The sequence below is a fragment of the Bacillus sp. FSL W8-0102 genome (assembly GCF_038007225.1).
In the GTDB taxonomy this organism is placed as follows: domain Bacteria; phylum Bacillota; class Bacilli; order Bacillales; family DSM-4216; genus Bacillus_O; species Bacillus_O smithii.
This window is the reverse complement of record NZ_JBBOWT010000001.1, coordinates 3428145-3447787: the sequence shown is the minus strand read 5'-3', so window position 1 is coordinate 3447787 and position 19643 is coordinate 3428145. Positions and strand designations below refer to the sequence as shown.

Sequence of the window (19643 nt, the reverse complement as noted above, 5' to 3'; positions counted from 1 at the left end):
GTGTGATGTTTGTTATGAGTGATGTATTGACGAAAATCGAAATCATTACCCGTCCTACCAAATTTGACGAATTGAGACAGGCATTGTCCAAGATTGGTATCAGCGGGATTACCGTAACCAATGCGCTTGGGTGTGGATTTCAAAAAGGATTTACCGAGCTGTATCGCGGCAAGAAAAAAGAAGATGACATGCATGAACGAATTAAAGTAGAAATTGTCGTATGCAAAGTACCTGTCCAACAGGTTGTCGATACAGCCCGAAATGTCTTAAATACCGGAAAACCGGGAGATGGGAAAATTTTCATCTACGAATTGGCCGACGCCATCAAAATACGAACAGGCGACACAGGCTGCGCCGCACTCAATTAAAGGGGCCAGACCCCCATGGTGCGTTAAAGCATTAATGTATAGAAGTTTTGGTTGAGTTGGTTGGATTGTTTATCTTGCTTTTGGTTTGAACGTTTTGTCATAAACAAACAGGGACCGGATGTGTGATTCCGGTCCCTGTTTGTTTATTTTTGTGAAAGTATTCTAGCTCCGGATGCAAAATACGGTTTCCAATATTTTGCTCCGAGGGGTTGGATTTTTACGCCTTTGCTCGTTGCGGCGATAAATTGACTATTACCTAAATAAATTCCAACGAAAGAAACTTTTTTGCCGTCCAGTTTAAAGAATACAAGATCGCCAGGCTGGAGGTGATTATAGTCTACCTTTTGGCCTTGTTTAAATTGATCAGCCACTGTGCGCGGTAATTTCACATTTGCTGATTTTAAGTAAACATATTGTACAAAACCGGATGCATCAAATCCTTTTTCGCTTGTACCACCGTATTTATAAGGTTTTCCAACCAGTGTTTTGGCGTAAGCGGCAACTTTATCCCCTTTTACAGGAGCTGCAGCTTCTGCTTTGCTTGACAGAGGCGCCAAAAGGAAAGATACGGCCAGAGTCAAAGCGGCTGCAAGAGAAAACGCCCATTTAGATTTTGAAAGAACTGGAACCATCGTTATATTCAACCTCCTTAGGAAATCATGTACTAACGATTTTTATTATATTTATCTTTTTACAAAATTGCAATATAAATGTAACAAAAGTAATAAAACAACCAAAACATTCCTTTAAAGTCATATTCGCCAATTCTTGTCTGCATTCATCCTTTATCGTGAATGGAAGGATCGAAAAGTGACAGATCAATAGAGATCAAATGAGAGCTGCCATTCATACAGTTTTATTTCAAATATATGGAAACAAAAATGAAAATGGTTTCATTTTAATCTTAAGGAATTATTCCTAATTCTACCTTTCTATTCGTTGACGAATAGACACTAATCCAATTATGATAGTGTTAATATGAATAATGGATCATATATTATCCTAATAAAGGGGAAGAATCGATGAACAAAATTATTCACTTTGTTTTGAAGAACAAATTGGCAGTTTGGCTCATGACCATCATCGTGACGGTAGCAGGTCTGTATGCCGGACTAACGATGAAATTAGAAACAATTCCGAATATTAATACGCCTATTCTAACGGTAACGACCGCTTATCCAGGTGCAACCCCGGAAGAAGTGACTGAAAAAGTAACCAAGCCGATCGAACAGGCACTTCAAAATTTAGACGGGGTGAACGTTGTCAGTTCTTCTTCCTTCGCAAATGCATCTTCTGTCCAAGTGGAGTATACATATGAGAAAAATATGGATGATGCTAAGAGAGAGGCGGAACAAGCCCTTTCTGATGTGCAGCTTCCTGATGGTGTTAAAAAACCTGACATCAAAAAGCTGAGCATCAATGAAATTCCTATTCTTTCGTTAAGCTTATCGAGTGACAAAGAATCGTTGTCGCAATTAACGAAAAAAGTACAAGAAGATATTGTGCCGAAGCTTGAAAGAATCGACGGAGTCGCGAATGTGCAAATAAGCGGACAACAAGTAGATCAAGTCCAAATCGACTTTAATCAGGAAAAACTGAAAAAGTACGGTTTGGATGAAGAATCCGTTCAAAACTTTATTAAAGGCTCCAATGTCTCTCTTCCTCTAGGATTATATACGTTTCGCAACAGCGAAAAATCGGTCAAAGTAGACGGAAATATTTCCACCATTAAAGATTTAAAAAACATGGAAATTCCGATTGGACTATCGGCAGGAGCATCTGTGGGAGCCGGACAATCTTCCCAAGTGCAGCCAGGTTCATCTCAAAGCGGATTGCAAGGCGCCGGGCAACAGTCAACCGCCGTCCGAGGACCGCAGCAAGGAAATGTTTCGTCGGCCGGTATTCCGACCGTGAAATTATCGGATATAGCTGATATCAAGCTAGTCGGAAAAGCGGAATCTTTTTCCCGCACAAACGGGAAAGAGTCGATCGGACTGGAAATTGTGAAAGCGGCCGATGCCAATACGGTGGATGTGGCGAATGCCGTTAAAGATAAAATGAATGAAATCAAAGGGAAAAACAAAGATCTTCACGTTATTACGGCAATGGATCAGGCTAAGCCTATAGAAGAGTCTGTGCATACAATGCTCAATAAAGCTGTTTTCGGGGCCGTCTTTGCGGTGCTTATAATTCTTTTATTCTTGCGAAATATTAAATCGACGCTCATTGCCGTTATTTCCATCCCGTTGTCTCTAGTCATCTCTTTGTTTGTTTTGAAACAAATGAATATCACACTCAACATGATGACTCTTGGGGCGATGACGGTAGCCATTGGACGGGTAGTGGATGATTCGATCGTTGTCATTGAAAATATTTACCGGAGAATGTCCTTAAAAGAAGAAATATTGAAAGGAAAAGAGCTAATCCGGGAAGCAACGAAAGAGATGTTTATTCCTATCATGTCATCCACCATTGTTACGATTGCGGTATTTCTGCCTCTCGCTCTTGTTAAAGGAATGATTGGCGAGCTGTTTTTGCCTTTTGCATTGGCGATCGTGTTCTCGCTGCTGGCTTCTTTGCTGGTTGCTATTACCATCGTGCCAATGATGGCGAGCATATTGTTTAAAAAAGGAATTCATCGTCCAGAACAGCTAAAGTCAGGACAACCTAATAAATTATCGTCCTTCTATAAACGGGTATTAAATTGGGTGTTAAATCATAAGTTTATTTCATCGGCAGCAGCCATTTTACTGTTGATCGGAAGTTTATGCTTGATCCCGGCCATCGGTGTCAGCTTCCTTCCAAATATGGGGGACAAAATGGTGGTGGCCACATACACGCCGGCTCCGGGCGAGACGTTTGCAGACGTCAAAAAAGTGTCGCTTAAGGCAGAGGATTATTTACGCGGTCGAAAAGGAGCGGAAATCGTTCAGTTTTCAGTGGGCAGCGATAATCCGATGAATCCGGGCCAAAGCAACAGTGCCATTTTCTTTGTTCAATACGACAAAGACACAAAAAATTTTGATAAAGAACCGGATCGAGTGATTAAACACCTGCAAACTTTAGGTGGAAAAGGGGAATGGAGCACCCAAGATTTCTCAGCGAGCGCAGGCAATAATGAAGTAACGGTGTATGTTTACGGAAATGATATGAAAGAGATTACCCCTGTAGTCGATCAAATAGAAAAGAAAATGAAAGAGCAAGGGGATTTTAAAGACGTGGAGGCAAGTACGGCTAAAACGTACGATGAATATGTGCTCGCAGTAAACCAACAGAAATTAAGTCAATTAGGGCTGACAGCCAGCCAAATTGCGATGGCTCTGAATCAACAGAGCGATCAGCCGGCTTTAACCACTGTTAAAGAAAAGGGTCAAGAGCTCAATGTTTATGTGGAAAACAACAAGAAAAACTATCAATCTGTTCAAGATTTAACGAATCAAACAGTACAATCACCGCTCGGAATGGACGTTCCAATCAAACAACTCGTCAATGTGAAAGAAGGAAAAACATCCGATACGATCACGCGTCGAGATGGACGTTATTCTGTTCAGGTGAGCGGAAAAGTGAAAGAGGACGATATCTCTAAAGCTTCCGTGAATCTGCAAAAGAGACTTGATCAAATTCATCACCCGTCAAGCGTTGATATTTCAATGGGCGGGGTGACAGAGGATGTAAAAGATTCGTTTACGAAGCTTGGATTGGCAATGGCTGCGGCAATTGCGATTGTATATCTTGTTCTTGTGATCACTTTTGGTCAAGGTTGGGCGCCGTTTGTGATTTTATTCTCGCTGCCATTTGCGATCATTGGCGCTTTAGTGGCATTGTTCATTGCGGGACAAACCATCAGCGTTTCAACAATGATAGGTGCGCTGATGCTGATCGGAATTGTAGTAACGAACGCCATTGTTTTGATTGACCGAGTGATTCATAAAGAACGGGAAGGTCTCAGCACCAGGGAAGCGCTGCTGGAGGCGGGCGCCACTCGTATCCGTCCGATTTTAATGACAGCAATCGCTACGATTGGTGCATTAATTCCTCTCGCGATCGGTATGGAAGGAAGCGGATTGATCTCTAAAGATCTCGGCGTCACCGTCATTGGCGGATTGACAAGTTCGACGTTGCTGACATTGCTCATTGTTCCAATCGTCTATGAGTGGATGAGCAAATTGAGAAGAAAACGTTTTTTCAAACGTAAAAAGTCCGTCACTTCTGAGCAGATCGACCACGCATAAAATCGCTGATTCGAAATGAGGTCTAGCGCCATTGGGCAGCTAGGCCTCTTTTTTTACCGGAAATTTTCTCTATACTGAATAGCCGCAATGGGATTTAAAAGGATGTTGAAGACTTTTTATGCCAAACTTGAGGATGATCGTATCAGTTTTCAAGAGAATTCGTGAACGATCAGTGATGAATGAGAACTCTTTTTTCTCAAATGAAAAGATACTGAGATTTGATCGATCTTCCATCGCTGTGGATATCATGAACCGCAGAGCAGGAAGATCCTTTTTTTTGATGATGGATAAAGTGTCTCCGGAATGAATTTGAGCGATTCTTCTGACGAAACGGATGCACGGCCATCTGCTGTTTAATTGCTTTATGAACGGTTGAATGTATCCATTGGAAAGTGCATCCATTTTTGAGCACAAGAGAGGAATTTTTTTCATAAAAGGTGAATAATAATAAAGAATGTGGATTGACTAAGAGGAGGATAGGCAATGACAAATACATCTTATTCTGATGTATGGGATTTGAACTCTATATTTCCGGGCGGAAGTGAATCGCCTGATTTTCGTCGATTTTTAGACGACTTAAAAGGGAAAGTGAACATATTTTCTGATATGGTTTCTAACGGTCAGCCGTTGAAATCAGTGAATGAAAGCGAGAAAACTGCCTTTCTAAAATACATAGAATCTATCAAAAGTATATTGGTGGATTTGGAGGAAGCGGAGTCTTTTATCAGCTGCTTGGAAGCTGAAAATACATCCGATCCGAAAGCCGGAGCTTTGCGAAACGAACTAACATCCCTTGCTGCCGAGTACCAAACAAGCTTTGTGTTGTTTCAGCAGATTCTCAGCCAAACAAAAGAGGATGTTTGGGCACGGTTGGTTCAAGACGAATCTTTAAAAGAAATCGAATTTGTGCTGAATGAATGGCGCGACGAAGCCCGTGAAAAGCTTTCAACAAAAGAAGAGGCTTTAATCGAGGCTCTTGCGGTTGACGGCTATCATGGCTGGGGACAGATGTACGATTCAATGGTCGGCGGCATGGAAGTGACAGTGGGGGGAAAGACGCTTTCGATCGGCCAGGCCAATAATCTGTTCTCTGAGCCAGACCGCAGCCTCAGAAAAGAAGCGTTTGAAAAGCTGGAAAAAGCATGGGAAGAAAAAGAAGGATTATTCGCTGATATTTTGAATCATTTGGCCGGATTTCGTTTAAATGTTTATCGAAAAAGAGGATGGGAGTCGTTCCTGAAAGAGCCTTTAGAGGGGAATCGCATGTCGAAAGCAACACTCGATGCGATGTGGAAGGCCATTGCGAAACATAAAGAACCATTTGTCCGCTACTTGCGTCGGAAAGCGGAGCTTCTTGGGGAGGAAAAGATCGCTTGGTATGACCTTGAAGCGCCTATTGCTTCTACAGCAGAGAAACGATCTTATTCTGAAGGGGCCGTTTTTATCATTCGCCATTTTGCGAAATTCGGACCAAAGCTTTCGGCATTTGCCAAGCACGCATTGGAGTCTTCTTGGATTGAAGCGGAAGATCGGCCCGGAAAACGTCCGGGAGGATTTTGCACCACTTTCCCGAAAACGGAAGAATCGCGCATTTTTATGACGTATTCTGGCACTCTTGAAAGTGTAGCGACCCTTGCTCATGAATTGGGGCATGCTTTTCACTCCGATGTCCTGCGGCCGCTCAATATTTTAAATCGCCAGTATGCCATGAATGTAGCAGAAACGGCTTCTACTCTTGCCGAAATGATTGTCTCTGATGCCGCCTTGCAAGAAGCGGAAACGAAACAAGAAAAAATCGCTTTGCTGGAAGATAAAGTTCAGCGCAGCGTTTCTCTGCTCATGAATATACATGCTCGCTTTCTGTTTGAAACTCGCTTTTATGAAGAACGCCAAAAAGGAGTCGTATCCGCGGAAAGATTAAATGCTTTGATGGAGGAGGCGCAGCAGGAAGCGTTCGGCGGCGCTCTCGGTGTGACCCATCCGCATTTTTGGGCTTCCAAGCTTCATTTTTATTTAACGGATGTACCTTTTTACAATTTTCCGTATACATTTGGCTATTTATTGGCCTTAAACATTTACGCGAGGGCTTTGGAAGAAGGGGCGGAGTATGAAGAAAAATATATCGCTCTGCTTCGTGATACAGCGGTTATGAAAGTCGAAGATTTAATCAAAAAGCATTTAGGAGAAGATCCGACAAAAGAAGAATTTTGGGAAAAGGGGATCCGCCTCTGCATTCAAGACGTCGAAGATTTCTTGCAGTTAATAGAATAAAAAAGAGGGCCCCGTCCGCTGAACTACACCTCCAATTGTTCGTTGTGTCCAACAATTGGGGTGCAGTTCACGCTTTAACGGCAACGGGGTCCTTTCTAAACAGTCAGCAGCAGCGATTCACTTTGCCGCTTTCATATCGTTCTTTCAAGGCAAACAGATAATATTCTTTTTCAGACATTATCGGTTTGTCAGGATGCGCCTTTTGGTGATGCTCCAAGTACAATTCGTAGTTAGGAAGTCCAAAAATCGTTTTGATGTTGCATCTTGTTTTTTTGATCCATGTCCTTACTTTTTCCAAAATGTTAACCTCCGATCGAAGTGTTCGAATATTTGGATTGAACAAACGGAGCTTCTCTCAATTCAATCTTTTGCTTTTTGATGATAATGCTGTACCATACCCGGATGGAATCAAGAATCAATAGAATGACGATAGCGATAAAGATTGCTGTAATGACAGCATCTAGCCGGTCGTTAAATACAATCTGCTTCATGACATCCATATTGGGGGCAGGTGCTAGTACTTGACCTGCGTCAATGGCTTTTTGATAAATTTTTGCGTGCGCCAAAAAGCCGATAGCCGGTACAGATGAGAACAGCTTCATGAAGGCAGCAGCCAATGTGGTGACGCACAGGAAAACGAAAGGCACGATTGTGACCCAGCTGTATTTGGCTTTGCCCATTTTAATAATTAACGTAGTTCCCACGGCCAGCGCGATCGCAGCAAGCATTTGGTTGGAAATTCCAAACAGCGCCCAAAGCGAGTTGATTCCTCCGAATGGGTCGATCGCTCCTTGATACGTAATATAAGCCCAACAGAGCGTAATCAGTGCGGATGCAATGATATTGTACAAATAATGATCAGTTCGCCCGAATGGTTTATAAAAGTTGCCGATAAAATCTTGCAGCATGAAACGACCGATTCTCGTTCCTGCGTCAATGGTCGTTAAAATGAAAACCGCTTCAAACAGAATGGCAAAGTGATACCAGAATGCTTTAGCCCCTGAAAGGAAATTCGTAAAAATTTCGGCCATTCCCACGGCCAGCGTCGGCGCTCCTCCGGTACGAGACATAATCGTCGCTTCTCCAATTTCTTTAGCCGCATTCGTAATTTCATCGGGGGTGATTTGGAATCCCCATGAAGAGATGACAGATGCGGCGTGAGCAGCGTCAGTTCCGATCACCGAAGCCGGAGCGTTCATGGCAAAATATAGTCCCGGATGGATAGCGCAGGCGGCGATCAAGGCCATAATGGCGACCCCTGATTCCATCAGCATGGCTCCGTATCCGATGGTGCGTGCATGGGATTCCTTTTCAATCATTTTAGGCGTCGTTCCCGAAGCAACGAGAGCGTGAAATCCGGAAACTGCCCCGCAGGCGATGGTAATAAATAAGAACGGGAACAAATTACCTGCAAAGACCGGACCTGAGCCGTCAATAAAACGGGACACCTTAGGCATTTGCAAATCAGGAAGAACGACAATGATACCGACAGCCAATAGTACGATGACTCCGATTTTCAGGAAAGAACTCAAATAGTCCCGTGGCGCCAACAGCAGCCATACAGGCAAAATGGAAGCGATAAAACCGTAAATCCCAATCATGATGGCAAGTTGAGGCGCTGTAAACGTAAACATTTTGGCTAAAACAGGAGACTCAGCCACAAACTGACCGCCCCAAAGCGCCAACATTAACAGAACGATTCCGAGCAGCGATCCTTCCAGCACTCGTCCCGGACGGATGAAGCGCATGTAGAGACCCATCAAAATAAAGTAACAGTGACTGGATATAAACAAGAATGATAAAGAGATGAAGCGCATGTAGAGACCCATCAAAATGGCGATTGGAATCGTGGAAGCAATAGTGAAAACTCCCCAAGGCGAATTGACAAGCGATTTCACGACAACTAACGCCAGAACAGCGATGAGGATGATCATAATGGCAATAACGCCGATAGAAGCAATTAGCCCGCCAAACGGACCTACCTCTTCTTTGGCAATTTGTCCAAGCGATTTTCCGTCACGACGCATGGACCCCATCAAAATCACGGCATCTTGGACAGCTCCACCGAGCACGACACCGATAATAATCCAAAGCATCCCCGGCAAATATCCCATTTGAGCTGCCAAAATCGGACCTACAAGAGGACCGGCCCCTGCAATGGCTGCAAAATGGTGGCCAAACAGCACCCACTTGTTGGTCGGAACAAAATCTTTTCCATCGTTGTGAATTTCAGCAGGAGTTGCCCGCTGATCGTTCAGCGCAAAGATTTTATTGGCAATAAATTTACTGTAAAAACGATAAGCTACGGCGTAGCAGGATACTGCGGCTACCACTATCCAAGCGGCGGAAACGGTTTCATTATTGGCTAGCGCGAGAATGGCTAGCGCCGATGCGCCTAAAATGGAAACAGCCGTCCAAATGATAATAGAAATAATTCCGTTTTTCATAGAAGTACCTCCCTGTAGAAAGAAAATAATTTAAATATTCAATTTTAAATATATATAAATTGAAATAAAGGTTTTCTCCCGTTCCACGGCGAATAAATACAAAGAGAAAATAGGGGAACGGAGAGAAAATATGATGCCAAATCACAAAGACGAGATCGAAAAGTTGTCCACTGCCATGAAAGAAGCAAAAAGTAAACGAGCATATGAACGCTACCAAGCGATTTATCTTCATTTGCAGGGATATACCAAAGGAGAAATCGCAACGATTATTGGTCGATCCAAGAAAACTATTTATAACTATATTCATGCCTACGCCCAGCGCGGTCTTGATGGACTGGAGATGAAATACTCACCTGGCGCCCCACGTCGATTGACCCCTGAGCAGGAAAAAGAGCTGGCTTTGATCATTGAACATCAGCTCCCCGTAGATGTGGGATTCGAAGCAAAATATAATTGGACGCTTGCGATAATCGCTGAACTCATTCAACAAAAGTGGGGGCCAACATACACGCTTCGCGGAACAAGTGACATTCTGCATCGGTTAGGGCTAAGCTATACGAAACCGACCTATACACTAGCCAATGCCGATGAAGAGAAACAAAAAGAATTCGTCGAAATCACCTTCCCTGAAGTAAAAAAAACTGGTAGATGGGAACATCGCCCATGTCCTCTTTCAAGATGAGTCGATGATTCGTGATTACCAAGCGATTCAAAAAACATGGTTTGTCAAAGGAAAACAACGAATCATTCCGACGTTTGGAAAACATCAAGGGCTGAAGCTGATTGGCACGTTGAACTACGAAACAGGGGAAGTGTTTTGCATCGAAGAAGAACGCTATGACGCGGAAACATTTCTTCGATTTCTTCAACTTGTGTTAGAACGCTATCCCACAGGCAAAATAGTGATGATTTTAGATAACGCTCGAATTCACCATGCCAAACTCATTCAGCCATTTTTAAAAGAACACGAAGATCGGTTAGAGCTCGTCTTTTTGCCACCATACAGTCCGCAATTGAACTTGATTGAAGGGCTATGGAAATGGCTGAAATCAGACGTGATTTACAACGTGTTCTATTCGAGTGTGCAAGAAATTAGAAAGAATGTCCAAGCCTTTATTCAGCGAATCAACCAGAAACCAGAACAAACGATCGATCGTTTGTGTGTTCAGTTGTAAATCTTTAATTCAACTTATATATTCTAACTTTTTTGTTTCTTTTCTTCCAGATAAATTTTTCATTTTTTCATGTTTTTTTGCTTCTGTTCTATAACAGTTCCATATTATGTAAGATTAGGAAAATAGTTCTTTGGATAGATAGATCAAAAGGCGAGGAAATTCGTTTTCACCATGACCTGTATCGAAATAATTGGAAAAATTTGATTTGACTCTTCCATCAAAAGCGGCCATTCACCATGGTTGTGAACTACCCTTCACTTATCAACCTTACGGTTTGATTGAAGTGGGGGCTTCTCGGGTAATCCCGTCTAATGACAGAAAATTGACCGAGCTAACCCTCTCGTTCCGAAAGTTATTATTCTTTATGCTAATAAGCGTAATCCCTCATTTTTGATATTGATTGCTGAATTGTGATCGCGATCTAATACAAAGCCGCAAGAACATTTATATACACGTTCAGATAATGGCATTTCTTTTTCCTTGCCGCAACATGAACACTTCTTAGTGGAGGGAAACCACTTATCAATTTTCACAAGTTGTTTCCCCTGTTCTTTTAGCTTATACGCTAAGAAAGTAGTGAACATCCCCCAGCCGTTATCATGAACGCTTTTTCCAAAGTTGAGGGCTTGAGACATGCCTTTCATGTCTAAGTCCTCAATAATCACAGCGTCATAGTTTGTTGCTAATTCTTTTGACTTATGATGAAGAAAGTTTCTGCGCTGATTCGCTGTCTTTTCATGTAGCTTAGCCACTTTCAGGTGTTGTTTTTCCCATCTTGCAGAACCTTTCTTTCTTCGAGAAAGAATTCGTTGTGCTTTTGCTAATTTATCTAAGGCTTGCCGATAGTAACGTGGGTAATTGGCTTTCTTACCCTGTTCACTCTCGACATATAGACCATCCATAGCAAAATCCAAACCAACAACTTTCTGTATTTTAACTGGACGAATATCTTTCTCATATTCTGTCAAAATTGAAATGTAGTATTTGCCTGTCTTTGTTTTAGAAATAGTGCAAGATTTGATTTTATAATCAGCAGGTATCTCTCTATGCTGTTTCATTTTTATTGGCTTTTTGATTTTTGGCAGTTTGATATGACCATTTTCTAGCTTAATATTTCCGTTGACCATATTAGTTGTATAGGATTGTTTTGCTTTACGATTTTTGAACTTTGGAAAATCCGCATTTCCTTCAAAGAAATTCTTATAAGCAGTCTGTAAGTTCATTTGTGCATTTGCCAAAGCTAAAGAATCCACTTCTTTTAGGAATGGAAATTCACTTTTATATTTTGCAGGGGTCGGAAACTTTTGCTTTTTAAGCAATTCTTTATCATCCTTGAACTTTTCATACGTTTCTTTGCGTTCAGCTAACATCTTATTGTAGACAAAGCGAACACAACCAAATGTCTTAGCTAATAATGCGGATTGTTCTTTGTTTGGTAACAAACGAAACTTGAAAGCTTTGTTTTGCTTGGCCATATCAATTCACCTCACTTTGTGCGGAAAAATTTCGTATATATTGATTATACCGTAAAAAATCCGTACAATCAATATGAGGTGATAATCATGAGAGAAGAGAAAGAACGTGTAGAAATTCGTATGCCTAAGACGATATTAGAAAAATTGGAGCAATATCAAAAAGAAAATGGGATTCCAACTAGAACAGCCGCAATCTTAGAATTGTTGAGAAAGGGATTGGAAAAATAACTTTGGCTAAAGCCAACCGAAATTCATCTCCCACCTACTCATTGGTGCTATTCGCACCTTCACATTCCTAGAGGATGGGAGACTTCTTTCGGAAAGACGTTAAAAAAACGAGAACAGCCATACAGGCTGTCCTCGTTGGATAGCAATGCTCGGCGCTTTTATGAAAGGACTCTCCGTCCATCGAGATCTCAAAATCCGGTCGTCTTTTCGCCTCGAAGAATTTCATAAATGTTTCTTTTCCAATCAAAAAATTCTCTTTCCAAGAAAAGCGATGACTGACGCGGTCTTGGAAATGGCACGGAAATATCTGCCAGCATCCGTGCCGGCCGTTCGGAAAATATCAGAATTCGGTCCGATAAAAACAGCGCTTCTTCAATATTATGAGTGATAAACAAAACCGTTCTTCGGTATTGCTCCCAAATCGAAATCAACCACTTTTGCATTTCCAAGCGTGTAAATTCATCTAAAGCCGAAAAGGGTTCGTCTAAACACATAAGCGATTGCGGACTGATCAAAGCGCGCAAAAAAGAAGCTCTTTGCTGCATTCCACCGGATAGTTGATGGGGGTAGGATTTCTCGTGGCCTTCAAGACCGGCTGCCGCCAGCATGCTTCTAGCTTTTTCTACCTCTCTTTTTCCTGTCAGCTCTTGTCCAAGAAGCACATTATCCAGCAAGTTTCTCCATGGAAGGAGAGAAGGATGTTGAGGCATAAAGCTTACGTGTCCTTTTTGGCCGGTGATGTTTTTTCCGTCCAACACAATCTCTCCGCTGTCTGGCACGATAATGCCTCCGATTAAATGAAAGAGAGTGGTTTTCCCGCTTCCCGAAGGCCCTAATATGGATACAAATTCCCCTTTTTGGAGGGAAAAGGAGAGATCCTGGATAACCGGCTTGTTTTCAAAGCTTTTATATACATGTTTCACTTCCAGGTGGGTCATCTTTTATCGTCTCCTTTCGGCTGCCATTTCATCAGCCTCTTTTCCAACAGGACGATGGCAAGAAAGAAGAGGAGGCTCAATGCCATAATAACAAATATCGCGACAAACACTTTTTCCGTTTGAAAAGAGGAGGAAGCAATCGTCATGAAGACGCCGATCCCTTCTTGAGCGCCTATCCATTCCGAAACTACTGCTCCCATTACGCTGTAGGCAGCGGAAATTTTTAATCCGGAAAATATGGACGGAAGGCTTCCGGGAAGCTCCAGTTTTAAGAATAATTGCGATTTCGTAGCTCCTGCCATTTCCATATAATACCTCAGTTCATGCGGCACTTGCCGGAAACCGTCCAGGGCAGCGACGGCCACTGGGAAAAAGCAAAAGAGAGTAATTATAATGATTTTCGGAAGAATTCCAAACCCAAACCAGATCACGAGCAGAGGCGCCAATACAATAATCGGGATATTTTGAGACAAAATCAGAAACGGGTATACCGCTTCTTTAAGTTTTGGCAGCAAATGAAGACAAACGGCAGCTAAAAAGCCAAACCCGCAGCCGATCAAATAGCCGGTTAACGATAGTTTTACAGTAGCGATAAAATGCGGAAGAAAATCCGGAAAAACTTTCACTCCAGTTTTGACAATGGCGGAAGGGGCGGGCAGCAGCCAGTTGGGAATATTCACGAGCCGGGTTATCGTTTCCCAGACAGCTAAGAAAAGGAGGAGGATCGCAGCGGAGCGACCTCCTTTTGAAAAAGTGCGTTTCATCGATATTTCTCCGTCAATTCATCCATGGTAATCCCATCTGGCCGAAATAAAATCTTCACCTGTGAAATGACGCTTGGACATCCTGCTTCCACCATTTTTTCATTCATTTTTTGAATGATGGGAAGTAAATCTTCCAAGTTTCCTTCCATTGTCGTTTCCAGCGGATGGACTTCATATTTCACTCCTGAGTCGGCTATCACTTCTATCGCTTTATCCACATAAGGGATTACGTCTTCTCCATTTTTAGTATGGGGAATAATTTGAATACTGACTAATGAATTGCTCATTTTTCTCCTCCTTTTGCATTCGGCAAGAATTGATTTGTGAAGGCTTTTTGGACGTCAATTCGCTTGTCTAATACGTGATGGTCGTACATCCAATCAGTGTAGTTTTCCCAAACTTCTTTCTTTTGCTCTCCCCAGCGCGGGGCATCATCTTGATATCTTGGGGAAAGCCATTCTTGGCTCTTCATGACGAGCTTTTTATCCAAATCGGGAACTCCTTTTAACAACAAATTGGCCGCTTCTTTTGGATGGTCGATGGCATACGTATAGCCTTCAGAAACAGCAGCCATAAATTTTTTGGCGATATCGGGCTGGGTTTGAATCAGTTTTTCGTTCGTGATGATGACAGGGGTGTAGTAATCTAGTTTTTTGGAAAAATCCTTCAGATACAACATGTTGAGTTTTTCCCCTTTTAATTCGGCGTCGATTCCTTCCCATCCGTAAAAAATCCAGGCAAAGTCAACATCCCGTTTTACAGCGGTTAAAAAGTCGGTATTACCGATATTGAGAAATTTCACTTTGTTAACATCAGCTTTTTGCAGCTGCATGATCGATTGTATAACCGCTTTTTCAACAGGAGATCCCCAACTGCCGTATGTTTTTCCTTCAAAGTCTTTCGGTGATTGGATATGCTTGGCTACAGGAGAAGCAAATCCGGATGTATTATGCTGGATCACAGCTGCGATGGATACGAGCGGAATTCCTTGAGCACGCGCTTGTGTTACCTCTTCTTGCGAGCTGATCCCAAATTGAGCTTTTCCGGAAGCTACCAGTTGATTCGGTCCGCTTTCTCCAGGCTGCAAAATCGTGACATCAAGACCGTGTTTTTGGAAAAATCCTTTTTCTTTCGCCACGTAAAGACCGGTGTGGTTCGTGTTGGGCGTCCAGTCAAGTACAACAGACACTTTTTTTACACCTTTCGTGTTTTTGGCTGTTTGATCTTTTCCCCCTTGTTGGCCACAGCCGGCAAGAAGAAAAACAGCCGACAGAGCAAGAAGCCATTTTTTCATTTTTGTTCCTCCTAATCTATTTTTTAAGATGTCGAACCGCAATCAGGTAGAAGTCAATCTTTTCATGGAAGCAAATAGGAACAAAAGAAAAGCGTCCGGGTTGATCCCGAACGCCATATTTTCAAACAAGAAAAAACCACCTGTTTGAGAATATGTTCCCTACGCTGGCATCAACCAGATCAGGTTCGAAGGGTCAGCATCTAGCGGATGCTTTCTCAGCCGGCACTACCGGCCCCCCTACAAATTCTCATCTTGGACCTATCAGCGCAAGATTCAACTTTCCGCTGATTGTGGTTACGTTATTCCATTTTCTATTTTTTAGTATGACTGAAAAATCTTTTCTTGACAAGGGGTTTAAACAGAAGAGTGCATATGCCGCGTTTTGAGTTTTCAGAGTTTTAGAGAGATAGAGTTACTTGCATGGTGTCTTGTCCGGTCATTTTTTTCTATATAAGGAGTGAAAGGAGGGGAGAACATGGCAGAAGCTAATTTGAGAGCATCGAGTTTGCGGTTGGTGTTCGATTATGGTTTGGATGAAAAAGGAAAGCCGGTTTATAAAGCGAAGACTTTTTCCAACATCCGGTTGGAAGCGACACCGGATCAGTTGAGCCAAGCTGCCAATGCTTTAGGTTCGTTGTCGGATAAGCCGCTTGTGAGAGTCGAACGCAGTGATCAGTTGGACATTTTGTAATGAATGAAGGAGGGGAGAAATATGGCTAAAACGCTTGAACTGCAGTTTAAAACGGAACTTGGGAAAACAGCGTCCATTACGGTGGACAGTCCGAAAGAAACGCTCAGTCCTGCAGAGATGAAAATGGCCATGACCAGCATCATCGCGGCTAACATTTTCCAAACGTCAAACGGTTCATTGGTTGGAATCCAAGGTGCGCGACTGGTAGAACGTAATACTACTGACTATTCACTTGAGTAATTTCCGGTCCATCCATGATGAATGATCCCGTATGATAGGTTCATGCGGGATCATTCTTTCCGAACATTGACGAAGAATAGGAGGGGGAAAATGGAACAATTACTTTCATTCATCCAAGATGTAGGGTTTCCGATCGTGGTGACATTTTATCTGTTGTATCGTGTAGAGACGAAGCTGGATGACGTTATCCATTCGATTCAAACCCTCCCCGAACGGATGCGGATGAAAGCTTAGCCTTAAACCGATTCCATTCCAATGGCAGAGCCCTGCGCCTTTGAATCTATTGGTAGAGGCCGGGGCTCTTGTCTTTCAACGACATCAAAAGAGACAACAGAACCCTCCTGTTTTGATAGGAAAAGATGTGCCGGCTTCTCTTTCGGTCTACCATAAATAACGAAGATAAATATAGACGCTTGAGATAAGAATCGAAATAAGCATAAGCGGAAATCCGATTTTTAAAAATGAAGTGAAGGTGATTTTGACGCCTAGTTGGGCGGCAAGACCGGCTACGATTAAGTTGGCGCTGGCGCCGATCAACGTACCATTTCCGCCAAGACAGGCACCAAGAGATAAACTCCACCACAGCGGTTCGAGATTCTTAATTCCCAAATCGCCCATCGTTTGGACAAGCGGGATCATGGTGGAAACGAAAGGAATATTATCGACAAACGCCGAAACAATCGCGCTTAGCCATAAAATCAAAAACGATGCGATCGTCACATTCCCGCCGGTTATTTCTATCGCCTTTTTGCCGAGTGCGGAAATAAGTCCTGTTTCGACCAGCCCGCCCACAATGACAAACAGTCCTATAAAGAAGAAAAGGGTTGTCCACTCCACCTTTTTCAAAGCTGATTCCAAATATTTTCCTCCCGTCCATAACAACAGTATGAAAGCTCCTAACAGAGCGATCACGGCTGTTTCAACATGCAGAAGCGGATGGGAAAAAAAGCTGACAATCGTGATAAGCAGGACGGACAAACATTTTTTCAAAAGTACGGCATTGGTTATTTCCTTTTTTTCATCCAAAGCGAGCAGCTTTTCTTTGAGAACAGCCGAAGTGGTGAGCTGTTTTCGAAATAAAAAGGCGAGAATGCCGATCGTAACGAGCAATACAAGGAAACAGACGGGGGCTAAGTTATTCATAAAGGACAGAAAGGTTAATTCCTTAACGGCGCTTCCGATCATCATGTTCGGCGGATCGCCGATTAATGTGGCGGTTCCGCCGATGTTGGAAGCGAACACTTCTCCTAATAAATAAGGAACCGGGTTGATGTTCAAGCGGTTCGTAATATTGAAAGTCATCGGCACGATTAAAAGCACCGTTGTCACATTGTCCAAGAATGCGGAACCGAAAGCTGTAATCAAGGAAAGGATAATAAGCAATTTGATTGGATCTGCCTTCACTTTTTTGGCCGACCAAATGGCAATGTAATGGAACAAGCCTGTCTCTGAGGCAATCGATACTATGATCATCATGCCAATCAACAATCCGATCGTATTAAAATCAATATGATCAATGGCCTGCTCCTGTGTCAATACGCCAAATACAATCATCAACAATCCGCCGATTATAGCAACAATGGTTCGATGAATTTTTTCTAGAATAATAAAAATATAGGTAATGATAAAGATGCTCAATGCAATGATAGCTGCTTGGCTCAACGTATATCCCACCTATTCAACCACTCTTCAAAATTCTTTCCATAATAAAAATACTACTCCTATGCATTTGAAAATACAATTCATTTTGTGCGGAATTTTTCTATTTTTGGGAAAATAGGACTTCATCGTGTCTATGTATACATAAAGAGGTCCTGACCCAAAGGCAGAACCTTTCTCTATATGACTTATGAAAAATCTTCCGTTTGATGATCCGGTTCGTCCGTTTTTTTCGTGATTAAAATTTTATCTACACGGACATCGTCCATATCGATGACTTCCAGTGTCAAATGTTCAATATCGATTTTATCTTTGACGGCGGGAATTTTTCCTAAATAAAGAATCATAAAACCGCCGATCGTATGATAGGAGATTTTGGATTCAATATCAGGAAGCTCTTCGATATCAAAATACCGTTTAAAATCTTCTATGCTGACAAGCCCATCAGCAAGCCAAGTATGGTCATCCCGTTCTATAATTTTCGGTTCATCGGGGTCGTCTTCCCCGGGAATCTCCCCAATCAGTTCCTCCATAATGTCATGGAGAGTGATCAGCCCTTCAATTCCTCCGTATTCATCAATGACGATCGCCTCGTTGCGGCCTTCTTTTTTCATCGCTTCCAAGGCATGATACACTTTCATTGGTTCTGGGAGGAAAAGAGCGGGCCTTAATATGCTATGTAAATCAATCGGTTCTTGGCTCAAGCTTTGAGTGAGCAAATCTTTCGTGTGGATCATTCCGGCAAAGTTATCTAAATCTCCGTTTCCTGCCGGATAAATGGAATGGCCTCCTTCAATGATTTTTCTCAAATTGATTTCTAACGGATCTTCCAAGTCGATCCAAGTCAACTGAGTGCGGGGCGTGAAAATATCATTTAAACGCAAATCGCCTAAATTAAATACTTGCTCCACAATTTCATGTTCTACTTCTTCTACGATTCCGCTTGATACACCTTGTTCAATCATGTGCCGAATTTCCTCTTCCGTAACTGAACGGGCCGGCATCAATTGAATGTGAAACATCTTTAGAACGAAACGAGACAGAAAAGTAAAACAGCGCACAATCGGTTTGGTTATTAGTGCTAGCCAATACATTCCGTTGGCAAGAGCAATAGCCGTTTTTTCAGGACGATTCAATGCGACTCTTTTCGGAACCATTTCTCCAAAAATAACGATCAGCAATGCAATCAAAACGATCACGAGAGCATAACTGATGAGATCGATATATGGCATAGACGGGAAAACGGCGAAAAGCCAGCGAGAAAGCTCTTTAGCAATAGATATGCTGCTGATGGCGCCAATCGTCATCTCAATCAAGGTCAGACAAATTTGAATCGAAGATAACAGCTGATTTGGTTCTTTTGCTATCCGAAAGGCCCTCTTCGCTTTTTTTGCACCTGATTTCGCTTTTTCTTCCAATTCCGATTTGCGTAAAGCGACAATGGCCGTTTCCATCATGGACAAAATTCCGTTCATGAAAATGAGCAATAAAATGATGATCATGGAAGTCCATATCCTATCCAATGCGTATTCACCTTTCTTCTGTAAGAAATACAAGGTCTACTTTGAACATACACAAACTTTTCCAAAAAGTACAATAGAATGATTATTCAGTGTGGACCATCCAACTTGCTGTAGAACGATTTTTGTCATAAATATTGGCTCTGACAGCAAGGGATCATGTTTGGAGAAAGCATTGGTGAAACATGTATAACCAACGATTTTGTGCTGCTTGGCTCCATCATCTTCTCGTTGATTTCCGTAAAAGTAAGCGATTGATGATAGAAAAAGTCCATAAGTGTTTATTTCATTAGTATGGAATTTTCGACTGCAAACAAAACATTTCCACACCCATTTTCCCG

General features: G+C 42.3%; 18 protein-coding genes and 1 riboswitch. Of the genes, 8 read left to right on the top strand and 10 right to left on the bottom strand.

What is annotated here, in order from left to right:
- Positions 1–14 precede the first annotated feature (14 nt).
- On the top strand, positions 15–368 hold the full coding sequence (locus N1I87_RS16335; RefSeq protein WP_327798231.1) for a P-II family nitrogen regulator: 354 nt from the start codon (positions 15–17) through the stop codon (positions 366–368).
- Positions 369–511: 143 nt separating this feature from the next.
- Here N1I87_RS16335 and N1I87_RS16330 read toward each other — a convergent pair whose 3' ends face one another.
- On the bottom strand, positions 512–1000 hold the full coding sequence (locus N1I87_RS16330) for a C40 family peptidase (RefSeq protein ID WP_004439475.1): 489 nt from the start codon (positions 998–1000) through the stop codon (positions 512–514).
- 390 nt (positions 1001–1390) lie between these two features.
- On the opposite strand from N1I87_RS16330, the gene N1I87_RS16325 reads away from it, so the two are divergent.
- Together N1I87_RS16325 and N1I87_RS16320 are read left to right on the top strand one after the other, a co-directional pair.
- Positions 1391–4600, top strand: coding sequence for an efflux RND transporter permease subunit (locus N1I87_RS16325; protein ID WP_341102914.1), 3210 nt, complete (start codon positions 1391–1393; stop codon positions 4598–4600).
- A 483-nt stretch (positions 4601–5083) separates the two neighbouring features.
- Entirely contained in the window at positions 5084–6871 is a 1788-nt protein-coding gene (locus N1I87_RS16320) for a M3 family oligoendopeptidase (protein WP_341102912.1), read from the top strand.
- Between the two features lie 103 nt (positions 6872–6974).
- Here N1I87_RS16320 and N1I87_RS16315 read toward each other — a convergent pair whose 3' ends face one another.
- The gene (locus tag N1I87_RS16315; protein WP_004439467.1) at positions 6975–7169 is read right to left on the bottom strand and encodes a YbdD/YjiX family protein; all 195 of its coding nucleotides are present in this window, start codon (positions 7167–7169) and stop codon (positions 6975–6977) included.
- A gap of 4 nt (positions 7170–7173) precedes the next feature.
- Positions 7174–9318: a carbon starvation CstA family protein gene (locus N1I87_RS16310; RefSeq protein ID WP_341102910.1), complete on the bottom strand. Its 2145-nt coding sequence runs from the start codon at positions 9316–9318 to the stop codon at positions 7174–7176.
- Positions 9319–9448: 130 nt separating this feature from the next.
- Between N1I87_RS16310 and N1I87_RS16305 the strand changes: the two genes are divergently transcribed.
- Positions 9449–10493 (top strand): IS630-like element ISBs2 family transposase gene (locus N1I87_RS16305; protein WP_015374552.1). Its coding sequence is split into 2 segments (ribosomal slippage): positions 9449–9952 and positions 9954–10493, totalling 1044 coding nucleotides; the frame shifts between segments, so codons are not numbered across the junction.
- A gap of 362 nt (positions 10494–10855) precedes the next feature.
- On the opposite strand, the gene N1I87_RS16300 is transcribed toward N1I87_RS16305, so the two are convergent.
- Positions 10856–11968 (bottom strand): RNA-guided endonuclease TnpB family protein, encoded by a 1113-nt coding sequence (locus N1I87_RS16300; protein WP_003353982.1) that lies wholly within the window; start codon positions 11966–11968, stop codon positions 10856–10858.
- An 87-nt stretch (positions 11969–12055) separates the two neighbouring features.
- Between N1I87_RS16300 and N1I87_RS16295 the strand changes: the two genes are divergently transcribed.
- Complete coding sequence (locus tag N1I87_RS16295) at positions 12056–12196, top strand: ribbon-helix-helix protein, CopG family (RefSeq protein WP_003352379.1); 141 nt, start codon at positions 12056–12058, stop codon at positions 12194–12196.
- 188 nt (positions 12197–12384) lie between these two features.
- Here the strand turns inward: N1I87_RS16295 and N1I87_RS16290 are convergent, their stop codons facing one another.
- The 4 genes from N1I87_RS16290 to N1I87_RS16275 are packed head-to-tail and all read right to left on the bottom strand — an operon-like array spanning position 12385 to position 15192.
- Positions 12385–13134: an ABC transporter ATP-binding protein gene (locus N1I87_RS16290; RefSeq protein ID WP_341102908.1), complete on the bottom strand. Its 750-nt coding sequence runs from the start codon at positions 13132–13134 to the stop codon at positions 12385–12387.
- Complete coding sequence (locus N1I87_RS16285) at positions 13131–13898, bottom strand: ABC transporter permease (protein WP_341102906.1); 768 nt, start codon at positions 13896–13898, stop codon at positions 13131–13133. Before N1I87_RS16285 ends, N1I87_RS16290 begins: the two co-directional genes overlap by 4 nt.
- The gene (locus tag N1I87_RS16280; RefSeq protein ID WP_328202904.1) at positions 13895–14185 is read right to left on the bottom strand and encodes an MTH1187 family thiamine-binding protein; all 291 of its coding nucleotides are present in this window, start codon (positions 14183–14185) and stop codon (positions 13895–13897) included. Before N1I87_RS16280 ends, N1I87_RS16285 begins: the two co-directional genes overlap by 4 nt.
- Positions 14182–15192, bottom strand: coding sequence for an ABC transporter substrate-binding protein (locus N1I87_RS16275; protein WP_341102903.1), 1011 nt, complete (start codon positions 15190–15192; stop codon positions 14182–14184). Before N1I87_RS16275 ends, N1I87_RS16280 begins: the two co-directional genes overlap by 4 nt.
- Positions 15193–15331: 139 nt before the next feature.
- Positions 15332–15441: riboswitch (TPP riboswitch) on the bottom strand.
- A gap of 226 nt (positions 15442–15667) precedes the next feature.
- On the opposite strand from N1I87_RS16275, the gene N1I87_RS16270 reads away from it, so the two are divergent.
- From N1I87_RS16270 to N1I87_RS16260, 3 genes are all read left to right on the top strand, one after another.
- Entirely contained in the window at positions 15668–15883 is a 216-nt protein-coding gene (locus tag N1I87_RS16270; protein ID WP_328202897.1) for a DUF1659 domain-containing protein, read from the top strand.
- A gap of 21 nt (positions 15884–15904) precedes the next feature.
- Entirely contained in the window at positions 15905–16123 is a 219-nt protein-coding gene (locus tag N1I87_RS16265) for a DUF2922 domain-containing protein (RefSeq protein WP_341102900.1), read from the top strand.
- 90 nt (positions 16124–16213) lie between these two features.
- The gene (locus tag N1I87_RS16260) at positions 16214–16357 is read left to right on the top strand and encodes a YvrJ family protein (RefSeq protein WP_004439428.1); all 144 of its coding nucleotides are present in this window, start codon (positions 16214–16216) and stop codon (positions 16355–16357) included.
- A gap of 147 nt (positions 16358–16504) precedes the next feature.
- On the opposite strand, the gene N1I87_RS16255 is transcribed toward N1I87_RS16260, so the two are convergent.
- Together N1I87_RS16255 and N1I87_RS16250 are read right to left on the bottom strand one after the other, a co-directional pair.
- The gene (locus tag N1I87_RS16255; RefSeq protein ID WP_341102899.1) at positions 16505–17785 is read right to left on the bottom strand and encodes an ArsB/NhaD family transporter; all 1281 of its coding nucleotides are present in this window, start codon (positions 17783–17785) and stop codon (positions 16505–16507) included.
- Positions 17786–17970: 185 nt separating this feature from the next.
- A complete protein-coding gene (locus N1I87_RS16250; protein ID WP_341102898.1) occupies positions 17971–19305 on the bottom strand; it encodes a hemolysin family protein in 1335 nt (444 codons plus the stop codon).
- Between the last annotated feature and the right edge of the window lie 338 nt (positions 19306–19643).